We start from the raw sequence: 13,907 nt of genomic DNA on the forward strand, positions 1-13,907 counted from the left end.
TCAGTGCAGGGGTGGCGCCGTGGTCCTTCGGACCATCAGTTCGTGCGGCGCGACGGCGGACTGCACCGCCCCTTCCTGTCCGTCCAGTTCGTCGAGAAGCATCTTGGTGGCCAGCTCCGCCTGCTCGTCCGGCCGCTGCCCCACTGTGGTCAGGCCCATGGCTTCGGCAAAGTCGTGGTTGTCGATGCCCACAACTGACAGGTCCGCAGGTACGTTGACGCCGATGCGGGCGGCCTCGAAGATGACGCCCATGGCCATCTCGTCCGAGGCACAGAAGATTGCGGTGGGCTTGGCCTCGGAGCCGGACCACAGCCGCCGGAATGCTTCCTGCCCGCTGCGGACCGTAAAGTCTCCCCATTGGTCCCATTCGGGGCGGATCTTCAGGCCGGCGGCCGTCATCACGTCCCTGAAGGCCAGGATGCGGACCCGGGGAACATCGAAATTCAGGTCCGTTTCGTCGTCGCCGTGGAGCAGGGCGATGTCCCGGTGGCCGAGGTCGATCAGGTGCCGGACAGCGGTGGAAGCGGCCGCGTAATCATCGATGCCGATGTAGGCGCACTCCTCGACATGCCCGCCCACCACCACCAGGGGGATGTCGATTTTTTGCAGGTGGTCCAGCTCTTCGGGGGTCAGCGCCATACAAAGGACCAGCAGGGCGTCGATCTGCTTGTAGACCATGGTCTTGCTGAAGAGCCGTTCCCGGTTGCTGCCGTGCCCGCCCAGGTTGAACAGCGAGAGGTTGTACTGCCGGGCATGGAGTTCCCGGTCGGCCCCCTCGATGGCCTTGGAAAAGAACCAGCGGCTAACAAACGGGGCCAGCACGCCGATGGTTTTGGTTCTCCCCGTGGCCAGCCCCGAGGCCGAGGAGGATGCCACGTAACCGAGGTTTCCTGCGACCTCCAGGATCTTCTCGCGGGTGGCCGGCGAAACCCTGGGCAGGCCCCGTACGGCCCGGGACACCGTGGCGGTTGATACACCGGCGGCGGCGGCAACGTCCTCGATACTGACTCCGTTATGGCCGCCCCGCTGGGATCTCTCTGTTGTGCGTGCCACGGTGTCCCCTCAATTACTCCTTGCAGCGTAAGGCTGTCCGCCCTGCGTTACCCCCAAGAATTCGTATTTTCGCATTCTGCGTGGATGCGGTGTTAACCGCGCAGGACGTAACCCGTTCTGTGACGGCTACCTCCGGTCCGGAAGTTTGCGGCGGAGCCGGATCATGCCGTAGAGCGCCAGGAGGGTTGCCAGCAACCCCAAGGCCCAGCCCAGGGCCGGTTGCGCGGTCACTTCCATCCAGACGGTCACCACCAGCAGGACCAGGGCCCAGAAGCCGAGGAACCCGATGATGATGTCAAAGTCTTCGCCCGAACGGACGCGGCGGCGTGTGCTTCCCGCTCCCGGAGCCCGGGCGCGGGAAGCGTCGCCTGTCACTTGACTGCACCTGCCGTCAGGCCGGCAACAATCTTGCGCTGGAAGACCAGCACCAGGATCACCAGCGGAATGGTGACGATGGTTCCCGCGGCCATGATGGCCGTATACGGGATCTGATTGGGCTGCGCACCAGCGAAGCTGGCAATGGCAACCGTCACCGGCTGGGTTCGTTCATTCGACAGCTGGCTGGCAATCAGGAATTCATTCCATGAGGAGATGAATGCCAGGATGGCCGTCGTGAAGATGGCCGGAGCCGCCAGCGGCATGATCACCTTGCGAAACGCCTGACCCTGCGTGCAACCGTCAACGCGGGCTGATTCCTCCAACTCCCAGGGCATTTCCCGGAAGAAGGACGTCAGTGTGTAGACGGTCAGCGGCAGGACGAACGAGATGTTCGGAATGATCAGCGCCTGATAGGTGCCCATCCAGCCAATGTTCGTGAAGAGCTGGAACAGCGGCGTGATCAGGGCAACACCCGGGAACATCGAGGCGCCCAGGATGAAGCCCAGTACCAGGTACTTGAACCGGAAGTTAAGCCGGGCCAGCGCGTACGCGGCAAAGACGCCGATGACGAGCGAGACTACCGTGACTGTCACGCCGATGATGATGCTGTTCAGCAGCGCCTGGCCGAACTTGTTGCCAAACGATGTGTCGAAGGCAGTGAGGAAGTTGTCCAGCGTGACGTGGGTTGGCCACGGCGTGGTGTCGTAAGTGAAGCCCACCTCGCGGAACGCCGTCACCACCATCCAGTAGGCTGGCGCCAGGCACCAGATCAGGATGACCGCGGCGCTGATGTACGTCCTGGCGCTGGCCCATTTCTCCTTGTTTTGGGCTGCCTTGCGTCCCTTGTCCTGCTGCGCCCGGAGAGACGCTGGGGCAGTTGCCGCGGTCATTTCTTCCCCTTACCGCTGGCGCCGACTCTGCTCCACCACGTTCGCTCCGAGGAACCTGACGAAAATGAAGGCGACCAGGAAAATGATGATGAATGTGATGGTTGACAGCGCCGCCGCCGAGTTGAATCCCTGTCTGATTTGATTGATCACCAGGATGGACAGCGTAGTGGTGTTGTTGGCACCGCCGGTGAGGATATACGGCAGATCGAACATCCTCAGCGCGTCAAGGGTACGGAACAGGATGGCGACCATCAGGGCGGGCTTGACCAGCGGCAGGGTAATCAGTCGGAAGCGCTGCCAGGCACTGGCCCCGTCCACCTTTGATGCCTCGTAGACCTCGGCAGGAATCATCTGCAGGCCGGCCAGAATCAGCAGGGCCATGAAGGGCGTGGTCTTCCACGTGTCGGCGATGATGACCGCCCACTTGGCGGGCCACTCACTGCCGGTCCACAGGATGGAGACATTGAACAGCTTGTTGATGATGCCGTTGAAGTCGAACATGAACAGCCACAGCTGCGCGGTGACGGCGGTGGGAATAGCCCACGGCACCAGGACGGCAGCCCGGACCAGGCTGCGGCCCTTGAAGCTCCGTGCCATGATCATGGCCATCCAAAAGCCCAGGACGGTTTCAAACCCGACTGTCACCACTGTGAAGAAGAAGGTGGTGGCCGTTGCGGTCCAGAACTGCCCGCCGAGGGTGCCCGGCGGACAAGCCACGGTTCCGCCGCCCTGCGCAGCACACTGCTGCCCAAGCCAGTTCACGTAGTTCTGGATGCCGGCCGCGCCGCCGTCGGTGAAGAGTCCGGTGACGGGATCGAGCCCGGCATCCTTCTGGAAGGACATCACGATAGCGCTGATGATCGGGTACACGATCACAATGGCCAGCGCGACGATTGTCGGAGCCAGCAACCAGGAAGCCCACCGGCCCTGGCTGGCAATCCTGTTGTCTTCGCCTACCCCTTTTGGTCCGTGATGGACCGGGGCGGCGCCCGACGCCGGCTGCTTTACCGGCGTCGGGCCCAATTCGGTAGCCATGGCAGTTTACGATCCTGCGCCGGCGGTCTCGATGGACTTCTGCATGTCGGAGAGGGCATCCTTGGCGGGCTTTTCACCCTTCAGCGCCGCGTAGGCGTTGTCCTGGATGGCCTTGGTGACTGCAGGGTAGAACGGGGTTACCGGCCGGGGAACAGCATTCTCGATGGAAGTCTTGAGCACCGGCAGGTAAGGCAGTTTGGCAACCAGTTCCTGGTCCTGGTACAGGTCACCGAGAACCGGGGCCAGCGAACCCTGGGTTGCGAAGAACTTCTGCTGTTCTTCCTCGACCAGGAACTTCACGAAGTCCAGGGACGTGGCCTTGTGGTCGGAGTAGACGCTGACGGCTGCGCTGTGGCCGCCGAGGGAGGAGGCCCCGGGGCCGTCCTTGCCCGGAAGAGCAGCCATGCCCAAAACATCCTTGACCTTGGAGGATCCTTCAGTGGTGGCCAGGTTGTAGACGTACGGCCAGTTGCGGAGGAACAGGAGCTTGCCGTCCTGGAAGGCCCGGCGGCTTTCCTCTTCCTGGTAGGTGATGGCTTCAGCCGGGATGTTGCCGTTCTTGAAGGCCTCTACCAGGTTGTTCAGGCCTGCTTCGGCCTCGGGGGTGTTCAGGTTCGGCTTGCCGTCATCATTCAGGACAGATCCACCGGCCGAGTTGATGGCTTCGGAAGCGTTGACGGTAAGGCCCTCATACTGCTTGAACTGCCCGGCGTAGCAGCCGATGTTGTTCTGCTTGGCGATGGAGCACATGCCCATCATCTCGTCCCACGTCTTGGGGGCCTCGGGAACCAGGTCCTTGCGGTAGTAGAGGATGCCGCCATCGGAGGAAACCGGAGCCGCATAGAGGGTGCCCTTGTAAGAGCCTGCCTCGATGGTGGGCTCCAGCATGCCCTTGGTGTCGATAGCCATCTTGTCCTTGAGCGGCTGGAGCCATCCCTTGGCGGCGAACTCGGCCGTCCAGACGACGTCCACGCTGGCGACGTCGTAGTCGGCGTTCTTGGCCTGGAAGTTCTGCACCAAGTCATCGTGCTGCTGGTCGGCGTTGTCGGTCTGCTCCTTGAAGGTGACCTTTTCGTCCGGGTGCGCGGCGTTCCACTTCTCGATCAGCGGACGGACGACGTTGCTGTTGTCCTTGCCCTGCACGTACGTAATGGGGCCCCGGCTGTCGAGGTTGGCTTCAGCGTCGCTGCCGCCGCCCGAGGTTCCGCCACCTCCTCCGCCGGCACAGGCGGACAGGGAAAGGGCCAGAACACCGGCCGTGGCAACCGGCAGAAGGAATCTAGGGGTTTTCATTGGCTTGAAGCTCCTCGCTGAGAGACAAGTAAGTCGACACTGCGGTTGTTGGTGAGGTTGATGTGGTGCCTGTCACACTAGTAAGGTTGCTGCGGTTCATGCAAGCGTTTACATCAAAAAGTTATCTAAGGGGAACCAAATGTCCAACCCGTCCGTTCCAGGCCCCCGGAGCAGCAGCCGCGAATGGTGGGCCGATGCTGTGGTCTACCAGGTGTATCCCCGCTCCTTCGCGGACGCTAACGGTGACGGAATGGGTGATCTCCGCGGAGTGACCACCCACCTGCCGTACTTGGAGCGGCTGGGCGTGGACGCTGTCTGGCTCTCCCCTTTCTATAGATCACCCCAGGCGGACGGCGGCTACGACGTGGCCGACTACCGCCAGGTGGACCCCCTGTTCGGCTCCCTGGCCGACTTCGACAGCATGTTGCAGGATGCTCACGGGCGGGGACTGAAGGTCATCGTTGACCTGGTTCCCAACCACACCTCGGATGAGCACCTGTGGTTCCGTGAAGCGCTGGCGGCGCCGCCGGGGTCCGCCGAGAGGGACAGGTACATCTTCCGGCCGGGCAAGGACTCCGAGCCGGGGTCCGGGGACGGCAACAGGCCACCCAACAACTGGAAGTCGATCTTCGGCGGCCCGGCCTGGACCCGGGTCACCGACGCCGGCGGCCAGGACGGAGAGTGGTACCTCCACCTCTTCGACACCAAGCAGCCGGACCTGAACTGGGACAATGCAGAGGTCCAGGAAGAGATGCGGTCAGTCCTGCGGTTCTGGCTGGACCGGGGTGTGGACGGCTTCCGGGTGGACGTTGCCCACGGACTTGTCAAGGAGGCCGGATTGCCCGACTGGGACGGCGTGGCTGCCATGGTGGAGGGCACTGCCCCGCACCGGGATCCCCTGCTCCCGGGCGATGCCCCCGGTGCCCACACCGACGCCGAAGAACCGCACCGTGCGGTATCACCGGTGTATCCGCCGTCACCCTTCTTCGACCAGGAAGGTGTCCACGCGATCTACCGCGACTGGCACAAGGTGCTGTCCGGGTACGGTCCCGACCGCATGCTCGTAGCCGAAGCCTGGGTTGAACCCGCGGATCGGCTGGCCCGCTACGTCCGCCAGGACGAGATGCAGCAGGCGTTCAACTTCGACTTCCTGCTGGCAGGCTGGGACGCGGAACGGATGGCCGCGGCCATCGACACCTCCCTGGCCGCTGCGGCCACCGTGGGTGCACCGTGTACCTGGGTGCTCAGCAACCATGACACAGTCCGGCACACCACCCGCTTTGGCCTGCCCGATCCCACATCCTTTCCCAAGGGCATTGGCCCGGACGACGAACAGCCGGACGCCTCCTTGGGACTGGCGCGGGCCCGTGCCGCCACCCTGGTGTCGCTGGCGCTTCCCGGCTCGGCCTACCTGTACCAGGGCGAGGAACTCGGCCTGCCGGAGCACACCACGCTTCCCGCCGGGGCACGGCAGGATCCCACGTTCTTCCGCACCCGGGCCGCCGAAATAGGCAGGGACGGCTGCCGGGTGCCGTTGCCATGGACTGCCGGGGCTTCGGGCTTCGGATTCTCGGACCCTGCTCAGAACGCCGCAGAACCCTGGCTGCCGCAGCCGGAGAGCTTCGGCCCGCACGCAGCGGACCTGCAGGACGGTACGGAGGGGTCCACGCTGGAGCTGTATCGCGCCGCACTGGCCTTCCGGGCGGCGGAAAAACTGGGTGCGGGCAGCATTGAATGGGCAGAAGCCCATTCACCGGAGAGCGGCCTGCTGGCCTTCACCAACGGGGACGTGCTGGTCATTGCCAACATGGGATTCGCCAGCGCCCCGGTGCCCGGCGGCTACGCTGTGGCGGTATCCAGCGGACCGGAACCGCGGGCAGAGTGGGCAGGCATGCAGGAGGTTCCCGTGGACTGCACCGTGTACCTGCAGAAGACAACCGCTCTTCATCCGGGGAACGCCCAGCGCCAGCAGGACTAGGCCCCAGCTAAGTCCCCCCGGACAGCACCGGTGTCAGCGGACGCGTTCGGCCCTGCCGAAGCGGGTCCGGGCCCCGGCGCCGATGTGGATCAGGACCGGCGTCTTCCTGCCCACCACTGCGTCAAGGGCATCAACCAGCCCGGAGACTTCGGCGGCCAGAAGATGCGGCGCCACCCCCTGGCGGGGCAGCAGCCGGATCCTCAGTGTCGGGGTGCCTTTGACGTCGTAGGTGGTCACGCTGGACGAGGCAAGATCCGGTCGGCCGGCGAGCGCCTGCTTGAGTGCCTGTTCAGCCACTCCCGCGCCGATCCGGACATCGCCCGGGACTTCCCCGGGATCGTACTCGGACGCCAAAAGGTTCGACCGGCCCTTACCTTGCTGGGCCACCCAGGCAACCATCAGTCCGATCAGGACCAGGAGGGCGAATGCCACCACCATCCAGAGCCAGCTTTCCGTCCGGCCAGGGAACCGGGTGGCGTTGAAGGCATCGTTGGCAGTGCTCCAGGCTGCCGCGGACCAGGGGTGCCACCACGCTGCGACGGCGGGAACGGTGGCCAGCAGGACCAGCAGGAGGCCCACCGCCAGCAGTTTCAGGCCGAGCAGGGTCAGGAGGATCCGGTTCAGGACGGTTGGTGTGCTGTTCATGCCCCCACCACCCCGGACGGTGCGACATTAATACGGACTTCCGGTGCTGGATCGAGCGCCATCTGATCCACTTCCTCCCGGACGGCGTCCAGCACCGCGTCACCATCGACTGGCACGCCCGACGTGGGCCGGAGGTTGACCATGACCTGGCGCTGCGAGACCACCACCATCACTTGCTCCGGTGTAACGTTTGCTGCCAGGCGCGCCCGGCGGGCCAGCGACGAAGCGATCACTTCGTCGTCAATGACGACGGCGGGACGCCCGGATTCGAGCCAGCCGCCAGCGAGCGTGTGCCGGGCGCGGCGCCCCGGTGCCACGCCGTTGAGGAAGAAGACCAGGCCCACCATGGCAAGCACGGCACCGATGGCGCCCAGGAGGAGGGGTGAAATCCCGGCGGGAAGCGCCGTCAGCCGCTCGGCGGCGACTTGGGGTTCGATCAGCCAGGGCGGCTGGCCTATGGCGTGCACCGCAGCCTCCAGCAGCCCGTACCCGGCCAGCGCCATGACCAGTACAGCGGCAACGATGGCAGCACCGGCACGCGTCGAACGTGTTTCCCGGCGCACGATCCGGGCCATGTCCGGGCTCCGGCCATTGTGGCGTCCGCCCCTGCCGCCGCGGGCGTCGCTGCTTCGTGTCTCCACGCTGCTGCTCACTGCACCCGACCTCCTTCGCTGATCCTTGCCCCGCTGATCCTGATGTCCACCCGGCTCAGGCTGGCTCCGCTGAGCTCGGTCACCGTGGCCAGGATGCGGGCCTTGGCCTGCACCGTACGCTGCCAGATGGAACCGCCCACCAAGTCAATCCGCCCCGGATCCATCGCCGCCTGCAGCGGGGGGACCCTGATAGGCGTGACAAGCGACAAAGCCAGCAGCCCGTCGTCGTCCGCCCAGTCGGCACGGACGTCCTGGGCGTCAACGCCGAACTCGCGGGCCGCCGCGGCCTTGGCGAGGCTGGTCAGCGCCTGCGTGCTGATCCGGTTATGGCCGTTGAGCACCTGCCCCGGCACTGCCGGCGCCGGCGCGCTCATGACGATGAACGCCGGCCCGTGATGGCGTCAAGGACGCCGCGCAGGTCCAGCTTTCCTTCGGCTGCGCGGCCCAGGAGCGCTCCTATGGCCATGAAGAGCAAGGAAACGAGGAAGCCCCAGAGGCCGAACTGCAGGGACATGAAAGCAACAAAGGCACCCATCGCGATGCCTGCCACGGTGAGGTTCACAGCAATGCCTCCCTTTCCGGAGAGCCGGCCGCTGGCGGCTTGACGGGCGGCGGCACGTAGACGTCGGTGACCTCCACGTTCACCTCAATCACCTGCAGCCCTACGAGTTCCTCCACGGCCCGGTAGACCGCGGCCCGGACCTGGTTGGCCAACGAATGCAGGGGCGTGCCATAACTGGCAACCAGGCTGATGTCCACAGCCACCTGCGTTTCGCCGACTTCCGCCCGGACTCCCGTGGCATGGTCGGTACTGCCCACGGCGTCCCGGATGGCACCCAGCGCCCGGGACGGGCCCGAGCCAAGGGAGTAGACGCCGGGGACCGCCCTCGCGGCAATACCGGCAACCTTGGCCACGGCGGTTTCGGAAATGACGGTGCGGCCCGGCCCGGGCGCCGCAGCGGGAACCGGCACGGCCCCGCGGTGGACACCCGGTGTGGGTTGTGGGTTCTGGTATTCCATCAGGCACTTCCCCCTTCTTTTGTTTCCAACCCTATCCCCAGCCTGCGGTGATGTGCTGGAATCGCTCGGCGACAGGTGCAGTGGAATCGCCCGGACAGCGGTGCGGGGCATGACAACAGTTGAGCGGGACAGTTAAAAGGCCCAGGCGGGGAGGCCCCCAAGGACATCCCCGCCTGAGCGGTGCCGCCCGTTCGGGCGGCGGAAGCGGCAGGTGCCGCGGTCTTGTTACTTGTAGAGGCCTTCGCCGCCAATGCGCTTGTTGGTGGGCAGGTAGCCGAGCGGGCCGAGGCCGTTCTGGCCGAAGCTGCGGTCCACCTGGGTCACGCCGTTCTTGAAGTTGATCTTTACGGTCGGGGACAGGGAGCCGCCGCGGACGCCGTTGACGTTGTCGATGAACGACTGCACCAGGCCATTGGGCTGGACGTAGTGCGAGTAGGCCTGGAACTGGCGGCCGTTCTGCTGGCCCGAGATGGTTCCGCTCGGGTTGTTGGCCGGAAGGTTCAGGTCGGTGGGTGAGCCGAGCGCCAGGCCGCTGTTGTTGACCGGCTGGTAGTCCGAACGGATGCCGTCGCCCACGAAGCCGTAGACGCCGTCGGGACCGCGCATGCCGTCCGCATAAGTGAACTGGTGGCTGATCGTGTAGAGGTAGTACTTGTTCTTGCCGTCTTCATTCTGGATGAAGATCTGCGGGCGCTCAGTCTGGTCGTTGACGCAGTTGGCGGACAGGATCGGCGGCAGGAAGGACCACTTGGTGAGGTCCTTGTTGTCGGCGACGGCCAGGCCCACGTTTGCGGTCTGGTAGTTGGCGCCGGTGTTCTGGACATCGGTCAGCTTCTCAGCGTGCGGATCGCCCGGCTGGTAGCCCAGGTCCTCGCCCTTGCACTGGTAGTCGCCGCGGTTTCCGGCGGTGTTGCCTTCAAAGACCATGTAGGTCTTGCCCGGGTGGGCCGGGTCAGCGAACGTGTACGGGTCGCGGAAGGCAAAACCCGGGTTCTGGGCTTTGTTCTGGTACAGCTTGCCGTCCGGCTCCAGCAGCTTGGTGTGCTGGAAGCCGTCAAACGTCACGCCGTTCTTGTCGGCATGGATCTTGCCCAGTGCCTTGGCGATGGCTGCGTCGGGAGCGATTCCGCCGCCACCGGCGTTGCGCTCTGCCACATCGTGGAACGTGGTGGCCGTGTAGAAGACGTTGACCTGGTTGCCCTGCATCAGGCGGGTGGAGCCGGACCATTCGGTGTTGCCGATGGACGTGTTGTCCAGGAACAGGTGTCCGCCGTAGTTCCACTTGTCCTTCGCCGGATCGGCGTTGGTCTTGCGGAAGAAGTATCCGATGCGGGCGTTCCAGTGGCGCTGGTCGAAGCCGTAGCCGGCATGGCGGTCGGCCACCAGGGAGAAGATGACGTCGTAGCCCTTGTAGCTGATCTGGTTGGCGTTTTCATCCGTCAGCGACCAGGTGTCCCAGACCCAGACGTCGTCATTCATGGCGGGAAAATCTTCAGGGATTTCCGGCATGGTGACGTCGGGGCTCATGGAGTTCTGGCCCGGCGCAACGGAAGGGTTGCTCTGCGCCATGATCTGCTTGGCGTCCGCACGGGTCCACTTCGAGGTGAACTCCGACGCCGGGTCAAGAGCCTGCTGGGTGTGCTTGGTGGGGAGGGGGAAGCCGGGCGTGGGCGACGGGAGCTGCTGGGCGGCCGGCGGGTCAGCGGGTTCGTTGGCCTGCGCCGAGGGGACGGCCAGGAAGGCCGAGGCCGCAACGGAGGCCGCCAGGGCTGCGGCGGCGGTCCGCCACCGCAGCTTCCGGGGTGATTGGGGGTGCTTGTGCATTTGTGCTCTTCTCGCGGAGTTCAAACTGTTCGTGGAAGACGGGCGGATGCCCTGGTTCCCCGCACTCCGGCGGATTCCCCGGCGGCACGGCAGGCATCGTCGGGGACGCCTTTGTAACGGGGGCGGGACCTGGGTGGAGCCCCGAAGCGGGCCCTGGCGACATCAGGGCGATGTCCGGGCCGGTTTCAACGCTAGGCAGGACCGAGAGCACATTTCAAACGTGTGTCGGCCCTCCGAAAACCTAGTTCGACTCATATATGCAAGCGCTTACGCAACTCAAGGCGCGCGCGTGCCACAACGATTTTTCACAGTCAAATGTTTCAGATGTCTGACAAATCTTTTGACGGCACCGCTGTCGCAGCGGACACGGCAGCAACGCGCGGGGCTGGGGCAGCACGAGGGTCAATAGAGTGGTTCGGGGGCAAAGACAGGTAGCCATCACTCATGCCGCATTAACCCAACGAATATATTTTGGGATCAGTCGGCCAGCCAGAGGCTGGGATGGCAGACAACAAACGCCCGTTCCGGTTTCGATCGGGCCATTCCGGGTAGGGGGTGGGCCGGCAAGCCGCTGTTCTGAATCGAGTTAATCGCATGGAACGATCAATGCAGCGCGCCCCGAAAGGCCAGGCCCTGCAAAAAGCCCCTCCACCGGCCAAAGACCGCTGGCGCATCCCCACGTTTGCTGGCCGCCAGCTCCGTGAAAAATTCAAGACCGGCCGGACCGCTGCTACCGCGGCAGGGACAGCGTTGCTGGTCCTGTCGACTTTTGTCAGCACTGTAGCCCTCGCCCCGGCCGCCCACGCGGCCGATCCCGTGGTGGTCACCCTGACCTTCGATGACGCGCATGCGGACCAGCTCGGTGCCGCGGCGTACATGAATGCCAAGGGCCTGAAGGGAACTTTCTATGTTCCCTCGGGCTTCCTCAATGCTGACGCCGCCTACATGTCAACGGCCCAGGCCCTTGCCCTGCAGTCAGCCGGCAACGAGATCGGCGGCCACAGTGTCACCCACGCCGACCTGGCATTCGCCGATACCGCTGAGGTCACCCGGCAGATCTGCAATGACCGCATCAGCCTGAGGGACCTGGGCTTCCGCATCACCAGCTTCGCGTATCCGTACGCCTCGTCGACTCCGGCCATCGAAGGCATCGCCAACACATGCGGCTACAACAGCGCCCGGGGCCTGGGTGACATTGCAAGCCACATCGCGGGAACCGAGACGTTCCCGCTGGCCGAGACCATGCCTCCGGCGGACCCGTTCCTTACGAAGGCGCCGGACCAGATAGACAACACGTGGACCCTCCAGAACCTGGAAGACCTGACCCTCAAAGCCCAACCGGGCGGAGGCTGGATGCAGTACACGTTCCACCACATCGGAGTGGACACCGAACCGCTCAGTGTAACCACGGCGAACTTCAACGCCTTGATCGACTTCCTGGCCGCCGAACAAAGCGCCGGCCGGATCGTTGTCAAAACCGTGGACCAGGTGATCGGCGGAGCCGTCAAGAACAATACCGCCGGACCGCAGCCGCCGGCGCCCCTGACGTCCGGCAACCTCATCCGTAACCCGGGCTTCGAGACAGCAGGCCCCATTGCCGGGGATGCCCCCTACTGCTGGGTTCCCGGCGGATTTGGAACCAACACCTACTCCTACAGCACGGTGACGGCAGCCCACACAGGCACTGCCGCCCAGCAGGTGGTGGTGTCCTCCTACCAAAGCGGGAATGCCAAGATCCTGCCCCCACAGGACACGGGTCAGTGCACCCCGACCGTGACACCCGGGCAGCGGTATTCAATGTCTGCCTGGTACACGTCAACGGCCAACACGCAGTTCGAGATCTACTACAGGACCGGCACAGGTAGCTGGCACTACTGGACCTCGAGCCCCTACTTCGGGCCAGCGTCCACGTTTACCCAAGCCACGTGGACTTCGCCGCCGGTCCCGGCAGGCGCCACCGCCATGACCCTGTCCCTGACAATGTTCAGCGCCGGAACACTCGTGACAGACGATTACAGCCTGACCAAGGCAGCCGTTGACCCGGGGGCATTCCAGTCCATGGCGCCGGTGCGCCTGCTCGACACCCGGTCCAGTGGCGGCCCCGTCGCTCCGAAGGGAACCGTGTCGTTCCAGGTTGGTGGTAACAGCGGCATCCCCGCGAACGTTGCAGCCGTGACCTTCAACCTGACCGTTACGAATCCAACGTCCAACGGCTTCGTCACGGCCTACGCGTCGGGCACCACACGGCCCAACGCTTCCAACCTGAACTATGACACCGGGCAAACAGTCCCCAACAGCGTCACGGTTCCTGTGGGCGCCGACGGAAAGGTCACGCTTTACAGCGAGTCGACTGGCACCGCGAACCTGATTGCGGACGTTTCCGGCTACTACGCGGCAGGAACAGCTGTTGCAGGTGGAGCCTTCCGCCCGGTAGCACCGGCGAGGTTCCTGGACACCCGGAACACGGGAACCCCCGTGGCACCGAAGGGCAGCGTGTCGTTCCAGGTGGGCGGCAACAGCGGCATCCCGGCAGGAGTTTCGGCAGTGACCTTCAACCTCACGGTTGCCAACTCCACCTCAAACGGATTTGTCACCGCTTATGCCTCCGGGACATCCATTCCCACAGCATCCAACCTCAACTACGACAGGGGCCAGATCGTCCCCAACAGGGTCACGGTTCCGGTGGGAGCAGACGGAAAGGTGTCGCTGTACAACGAGTCCACCGGTACCGCGCACCTGATCGCCGACATTTCCGGTTATTACATGTCAGGTCCGGTTACGCTTCCCGGCATGTTCCAGCCGATAGCGCCCACCCGTTTCCTGGACACCAGGTCCGGCAGCCCGGTGGCCGCCAACGGAACCATCTCGGTCCAGATCGGCACGGTCAGCGGGGTTCCGGCAACGGCCTCGGCGACCATCTTCAACCTGACCGTAGCCAATCCGACCAGGAACGGCTTCGTCACGGCCTACCCGTCCGGATCGTCACTGCCGAATGCCTCCAACGTGAACTACGCCGCCGGGCAGATTGTCCCGAACAGCGTCACTGTTCCCTTGGGACCGGATGGCAAGGTCAACCTCACCAACAGCTCAACCGGCACCACGCATTTGATCGCCGACGTCTCGGGATATTTCCTCTGA

The 13,907-nt window shown here is 64.5% G+C and carries 13 protein-coding genes; 2 read left to right on the forward strand and 11 right to left on the reverse strand.

Features of this window, described 5'->3' with window-relative positions; genetic code table 11:
- The 5 genes from QE394_RS06625 to QE394_RS06645 form a co-directional block, all read right to left on the reverse strand.
- Nucleotides 1–1,053 (reverse strand): LacI family DNA-binding transcriptional regulator, encoded by a 1,053-nt coding sequence (locus tag QE394_RS06625; RefSeq protein ID WP_056076930.1) that lies wholly within the window; start codon nt 1,051–1,053, stop codon nt 1–3.
- Nucleotides 1,054–1,179: 126 nt separating this feature from the next.
- The gene (locus tag QE394_RS06630) at nt 1,180–1,428 is read right to left on the reverse strand and encodes a hypothetical protein (protein ID WP_349034098.1); all 249 of its coding nucleotides are present in this window, start codon (nt 1,426–1,428) and stop codon (nt 1,180–1,182) included.
- Nucleotides 1,425–2,321 carry a carbohydrate ABC transporter permease gene (locus QE394_RS06635; RefSeq protein WP_056076932.1) on the reverse strand — a complete coding sequence of 299 codons (897 nt, stop codon included), beginning with the start codon at nt 2,319–2,321 and terminating at the stop codon, nt 1,425–1,427. Before QE394_RS06635 ends, QE394_RS06630 begins: the two co-directional genes overlap by 4 nt.
- Nucleotides 2,322–2,330: 9 nt before the next feature.
- The gene (locus tag QE394_RS06640; protein WP_349034099.1) at nt 2,331–3,356 is read right to left on the reverse strand and encodes a sugar ABC transporter permease; all 1,026 of its coding nucleotides are present in this window, start codon (nt 3,354–3,356) and stop codon (nt 2,331–2,333) included.
- Between the two features lie 6 nt (nt 3,357–3,362).
- Nucleotides 3,363–4,649 carry an ABC transporter substrate-binding protein gene (locus QE394_RS06645; protein WP_056076937.1) on the reverse strand — a complete coding sequence of 429 codons (1,287 nt, stop codon included), beginning with the start codon at nt 4,647–4,649 and terminating at the stop codon, nt 3,363–3,365.
- A 139-nt stretch (nt 4,650–4,788) separates the two neighbouring features.
- Here QE394_RS06645 and QE394_RS06650 point away from each other — a divergent pair, with 139 nt between their 5' ends.
- On the forward strand, nt 4,789–6,627 hold the full coding sequence (locus QE394_RS06650; protein ID WP_349034100.1) for a glycoside hydrolase family 13 protein: 1,839 nt from the start codon (nt 4,789–4,791) through the stop codon (nt 6,625–6,627).
- 33 nt (nt 6,628–6,660) lie between these two features.
- Here the strand turns inward: QE394_RS06650 and QE394_RS06655 are convergent, their stop codons facing one another.
- The 6 genes from QE394_RS06655 to QE394_RS06680 all read right to left on the reverse strand — a co-directional run bounded on the left by QE394_RS06655 (nt 6,661) and on the right by QE394_RS06680 (nt 10,769).
- Complete coding sequence (locus QE394_RS06655; RefSeq protein WP_056076942.1) at nt 6,661–7,272, reverse strand: hypothetical protein; 612 nt, start codon at nt 7,270–7,272, stop codon at nt 6,661–6,663.
- The gene (locus QE394_RS06660; protein WP_056076944.1) at nt 7,269–7,925 is read right to left on the reverse strand and encodes a hypothetical protein; all 657 of its coding nucleotides are present in this window, start codon (nt 7,923–7,925) and stop codon (nt 7,269–7,271) included. The genes QE394_RS06655 and QE394_RS06660 overlap by 4 nt, the downstream gene beginning before the upstream one ends.
- Nucleotides 7,922–8,299: a hypothetical protein gene (locus QE394_RS06665; RefSeq protein ID WP_056076945.1), complete on the reverse strand. Its 378-nt coding sequence runs from the start codon at nt 8,297–8,299 to the stop codon at nt 7,922–7,924. The genes QE394_RS06660 and QE394_RS06665 overlap by 4 nt, the downstream gene beginning before the upstream one ends.
- Complete coding sequence (locus QE394_RS06670; RefSeq protein ID WP_056076947.1) at nt 8,296–8,487, reverse strand: hypothetical protein; 192 nt, start codon at nt 8,485–8,487, stop codon at nt 8,296–8,298. The genes QE394_RS06665 and QE394_RS06670 overlap by 4 nt, the downstream gene beginning before the upstream one ends.
- On the reverse strand, nt 8,484–8,945 hold the full coding sequence (locus QE394_RS06675; RefSeq protein ID WP_349034101.1) for an Asp23/Gls24 family envelope stress response protein: 462 nt from the start codon (nt 8,943–8,945) through the stop codon (nt 8,484–8,486). Before QE394_RS06675 ends, QE394_RS06670 begins: the two co-directional genes overlap by 4 nt.
- Nucleotides 8,946–9,170: 225 nt before the next feature.
- Nucleotides 9,171–10,769, reverse strand: a complete 1,599-nt coding sequence (locus QE394_RS06680) for a glycoside hydrolase family 68 protein (RefSeq protein ID WP_056076951.1) — start codon at nt 10,767–10,769, stop codon at nt 9,171–9,173.
- Between the two features lie 594 nt (nt 10,770–11,363).
- Between QE394_RS06680 and QE394_RS06685 the strand changes: the two genes are divergently transcribed.
- Entirely contained in the window at nt 11,364–13,907 is a 2,544-nt protein-coding gene (locus QE394_RS06685) for a polysaccharide deacetylase family protein (RefSeq protein ID WP_082497313.1), read from the forward strand.

Origin of the sequence: Pseudarthrobacter sp. SORGH_AS 212 (genome assembly GCF_030818145.1) — a bacterium.
In the GTDB taxonomy this organism is placed as follows: domain Bacteria; phylum Actinomycetota; class Actinomycetes; order Actinomycetales; family Micrococcaceae; genus Arthrobacter.

What these genes read in the sequence shown, in the direction of transcription:
- QE394_RS06635 (WP_056076932.1), bottom strand. Translation starts at nt 2,321, where the DNA reads ATGACCGCGGCAACTGCCCCAGCGTCTCTCCGGGCGCAGCAGGACAAG.
- QE394_RS06640 (WP_349034099.1), bottom strand. Translation starts at nt 3,356, where the DNA reads ATGGCTACCGAATTGGGCCCGACGCCGGTAAAGCAGCCGGCGTCGGGC.
- QE394_RS06645 (WP_056076937.1), bottom strand. Translation starts at nt 4,649, where the DNA reads ATGAAAACCCCTAGATTCCTTCTGCCGGTTGCCACGGCCGGTGTTCTG.
- QE394_RS06650 (WP_349034100.1), top strand. Translation starts at nt 4,789, where the DNA reads ATGTCCAACCCGTCCGTTCCAGGCCCCCGGAGCAGCAGCCGCGAATGG.
- QE394_RS06655 (WP_056076942.1), bottom strand. Translation starts at nt 7,272, where the DNA reads ATGAACAGCACACCAACCGTCCTGAACCGGATCCTCCTGACCCTGCTC.
- QE394_RS06665 (WP_056076945.1), bottom strand. Translation starts at nt 8,299, where the DNA reads ATGAGCGCGCCGGCGCCGGCAGTGCCGGGGCAGGTGCTCAACGGCCAT.
- QE394_RS06675 (WP_349034101.1), bottom strand. Translation starts at nt 8,945, where the DNA reads ATGGAATACCAGAACCCACAACCCACACCGGGTGTCCACCGCGGGGCC.
- QE394_RS06680 (WP_056076951.1), bottom strand. Translation starts at nt 10,769, where the DNA reads ATGCACAAGCACCCCCAATCACCCCGGAAGCTGCGGTGGCGGACCGCC.
- QE394_RS06685 (WP_082497313.1), top strand. Translation starts at nt 11,364, where the DNA reads ATGGAACGATCAATGCAGCGCGCCCCGAAAGGCCAGGCCCTGCAAAAA.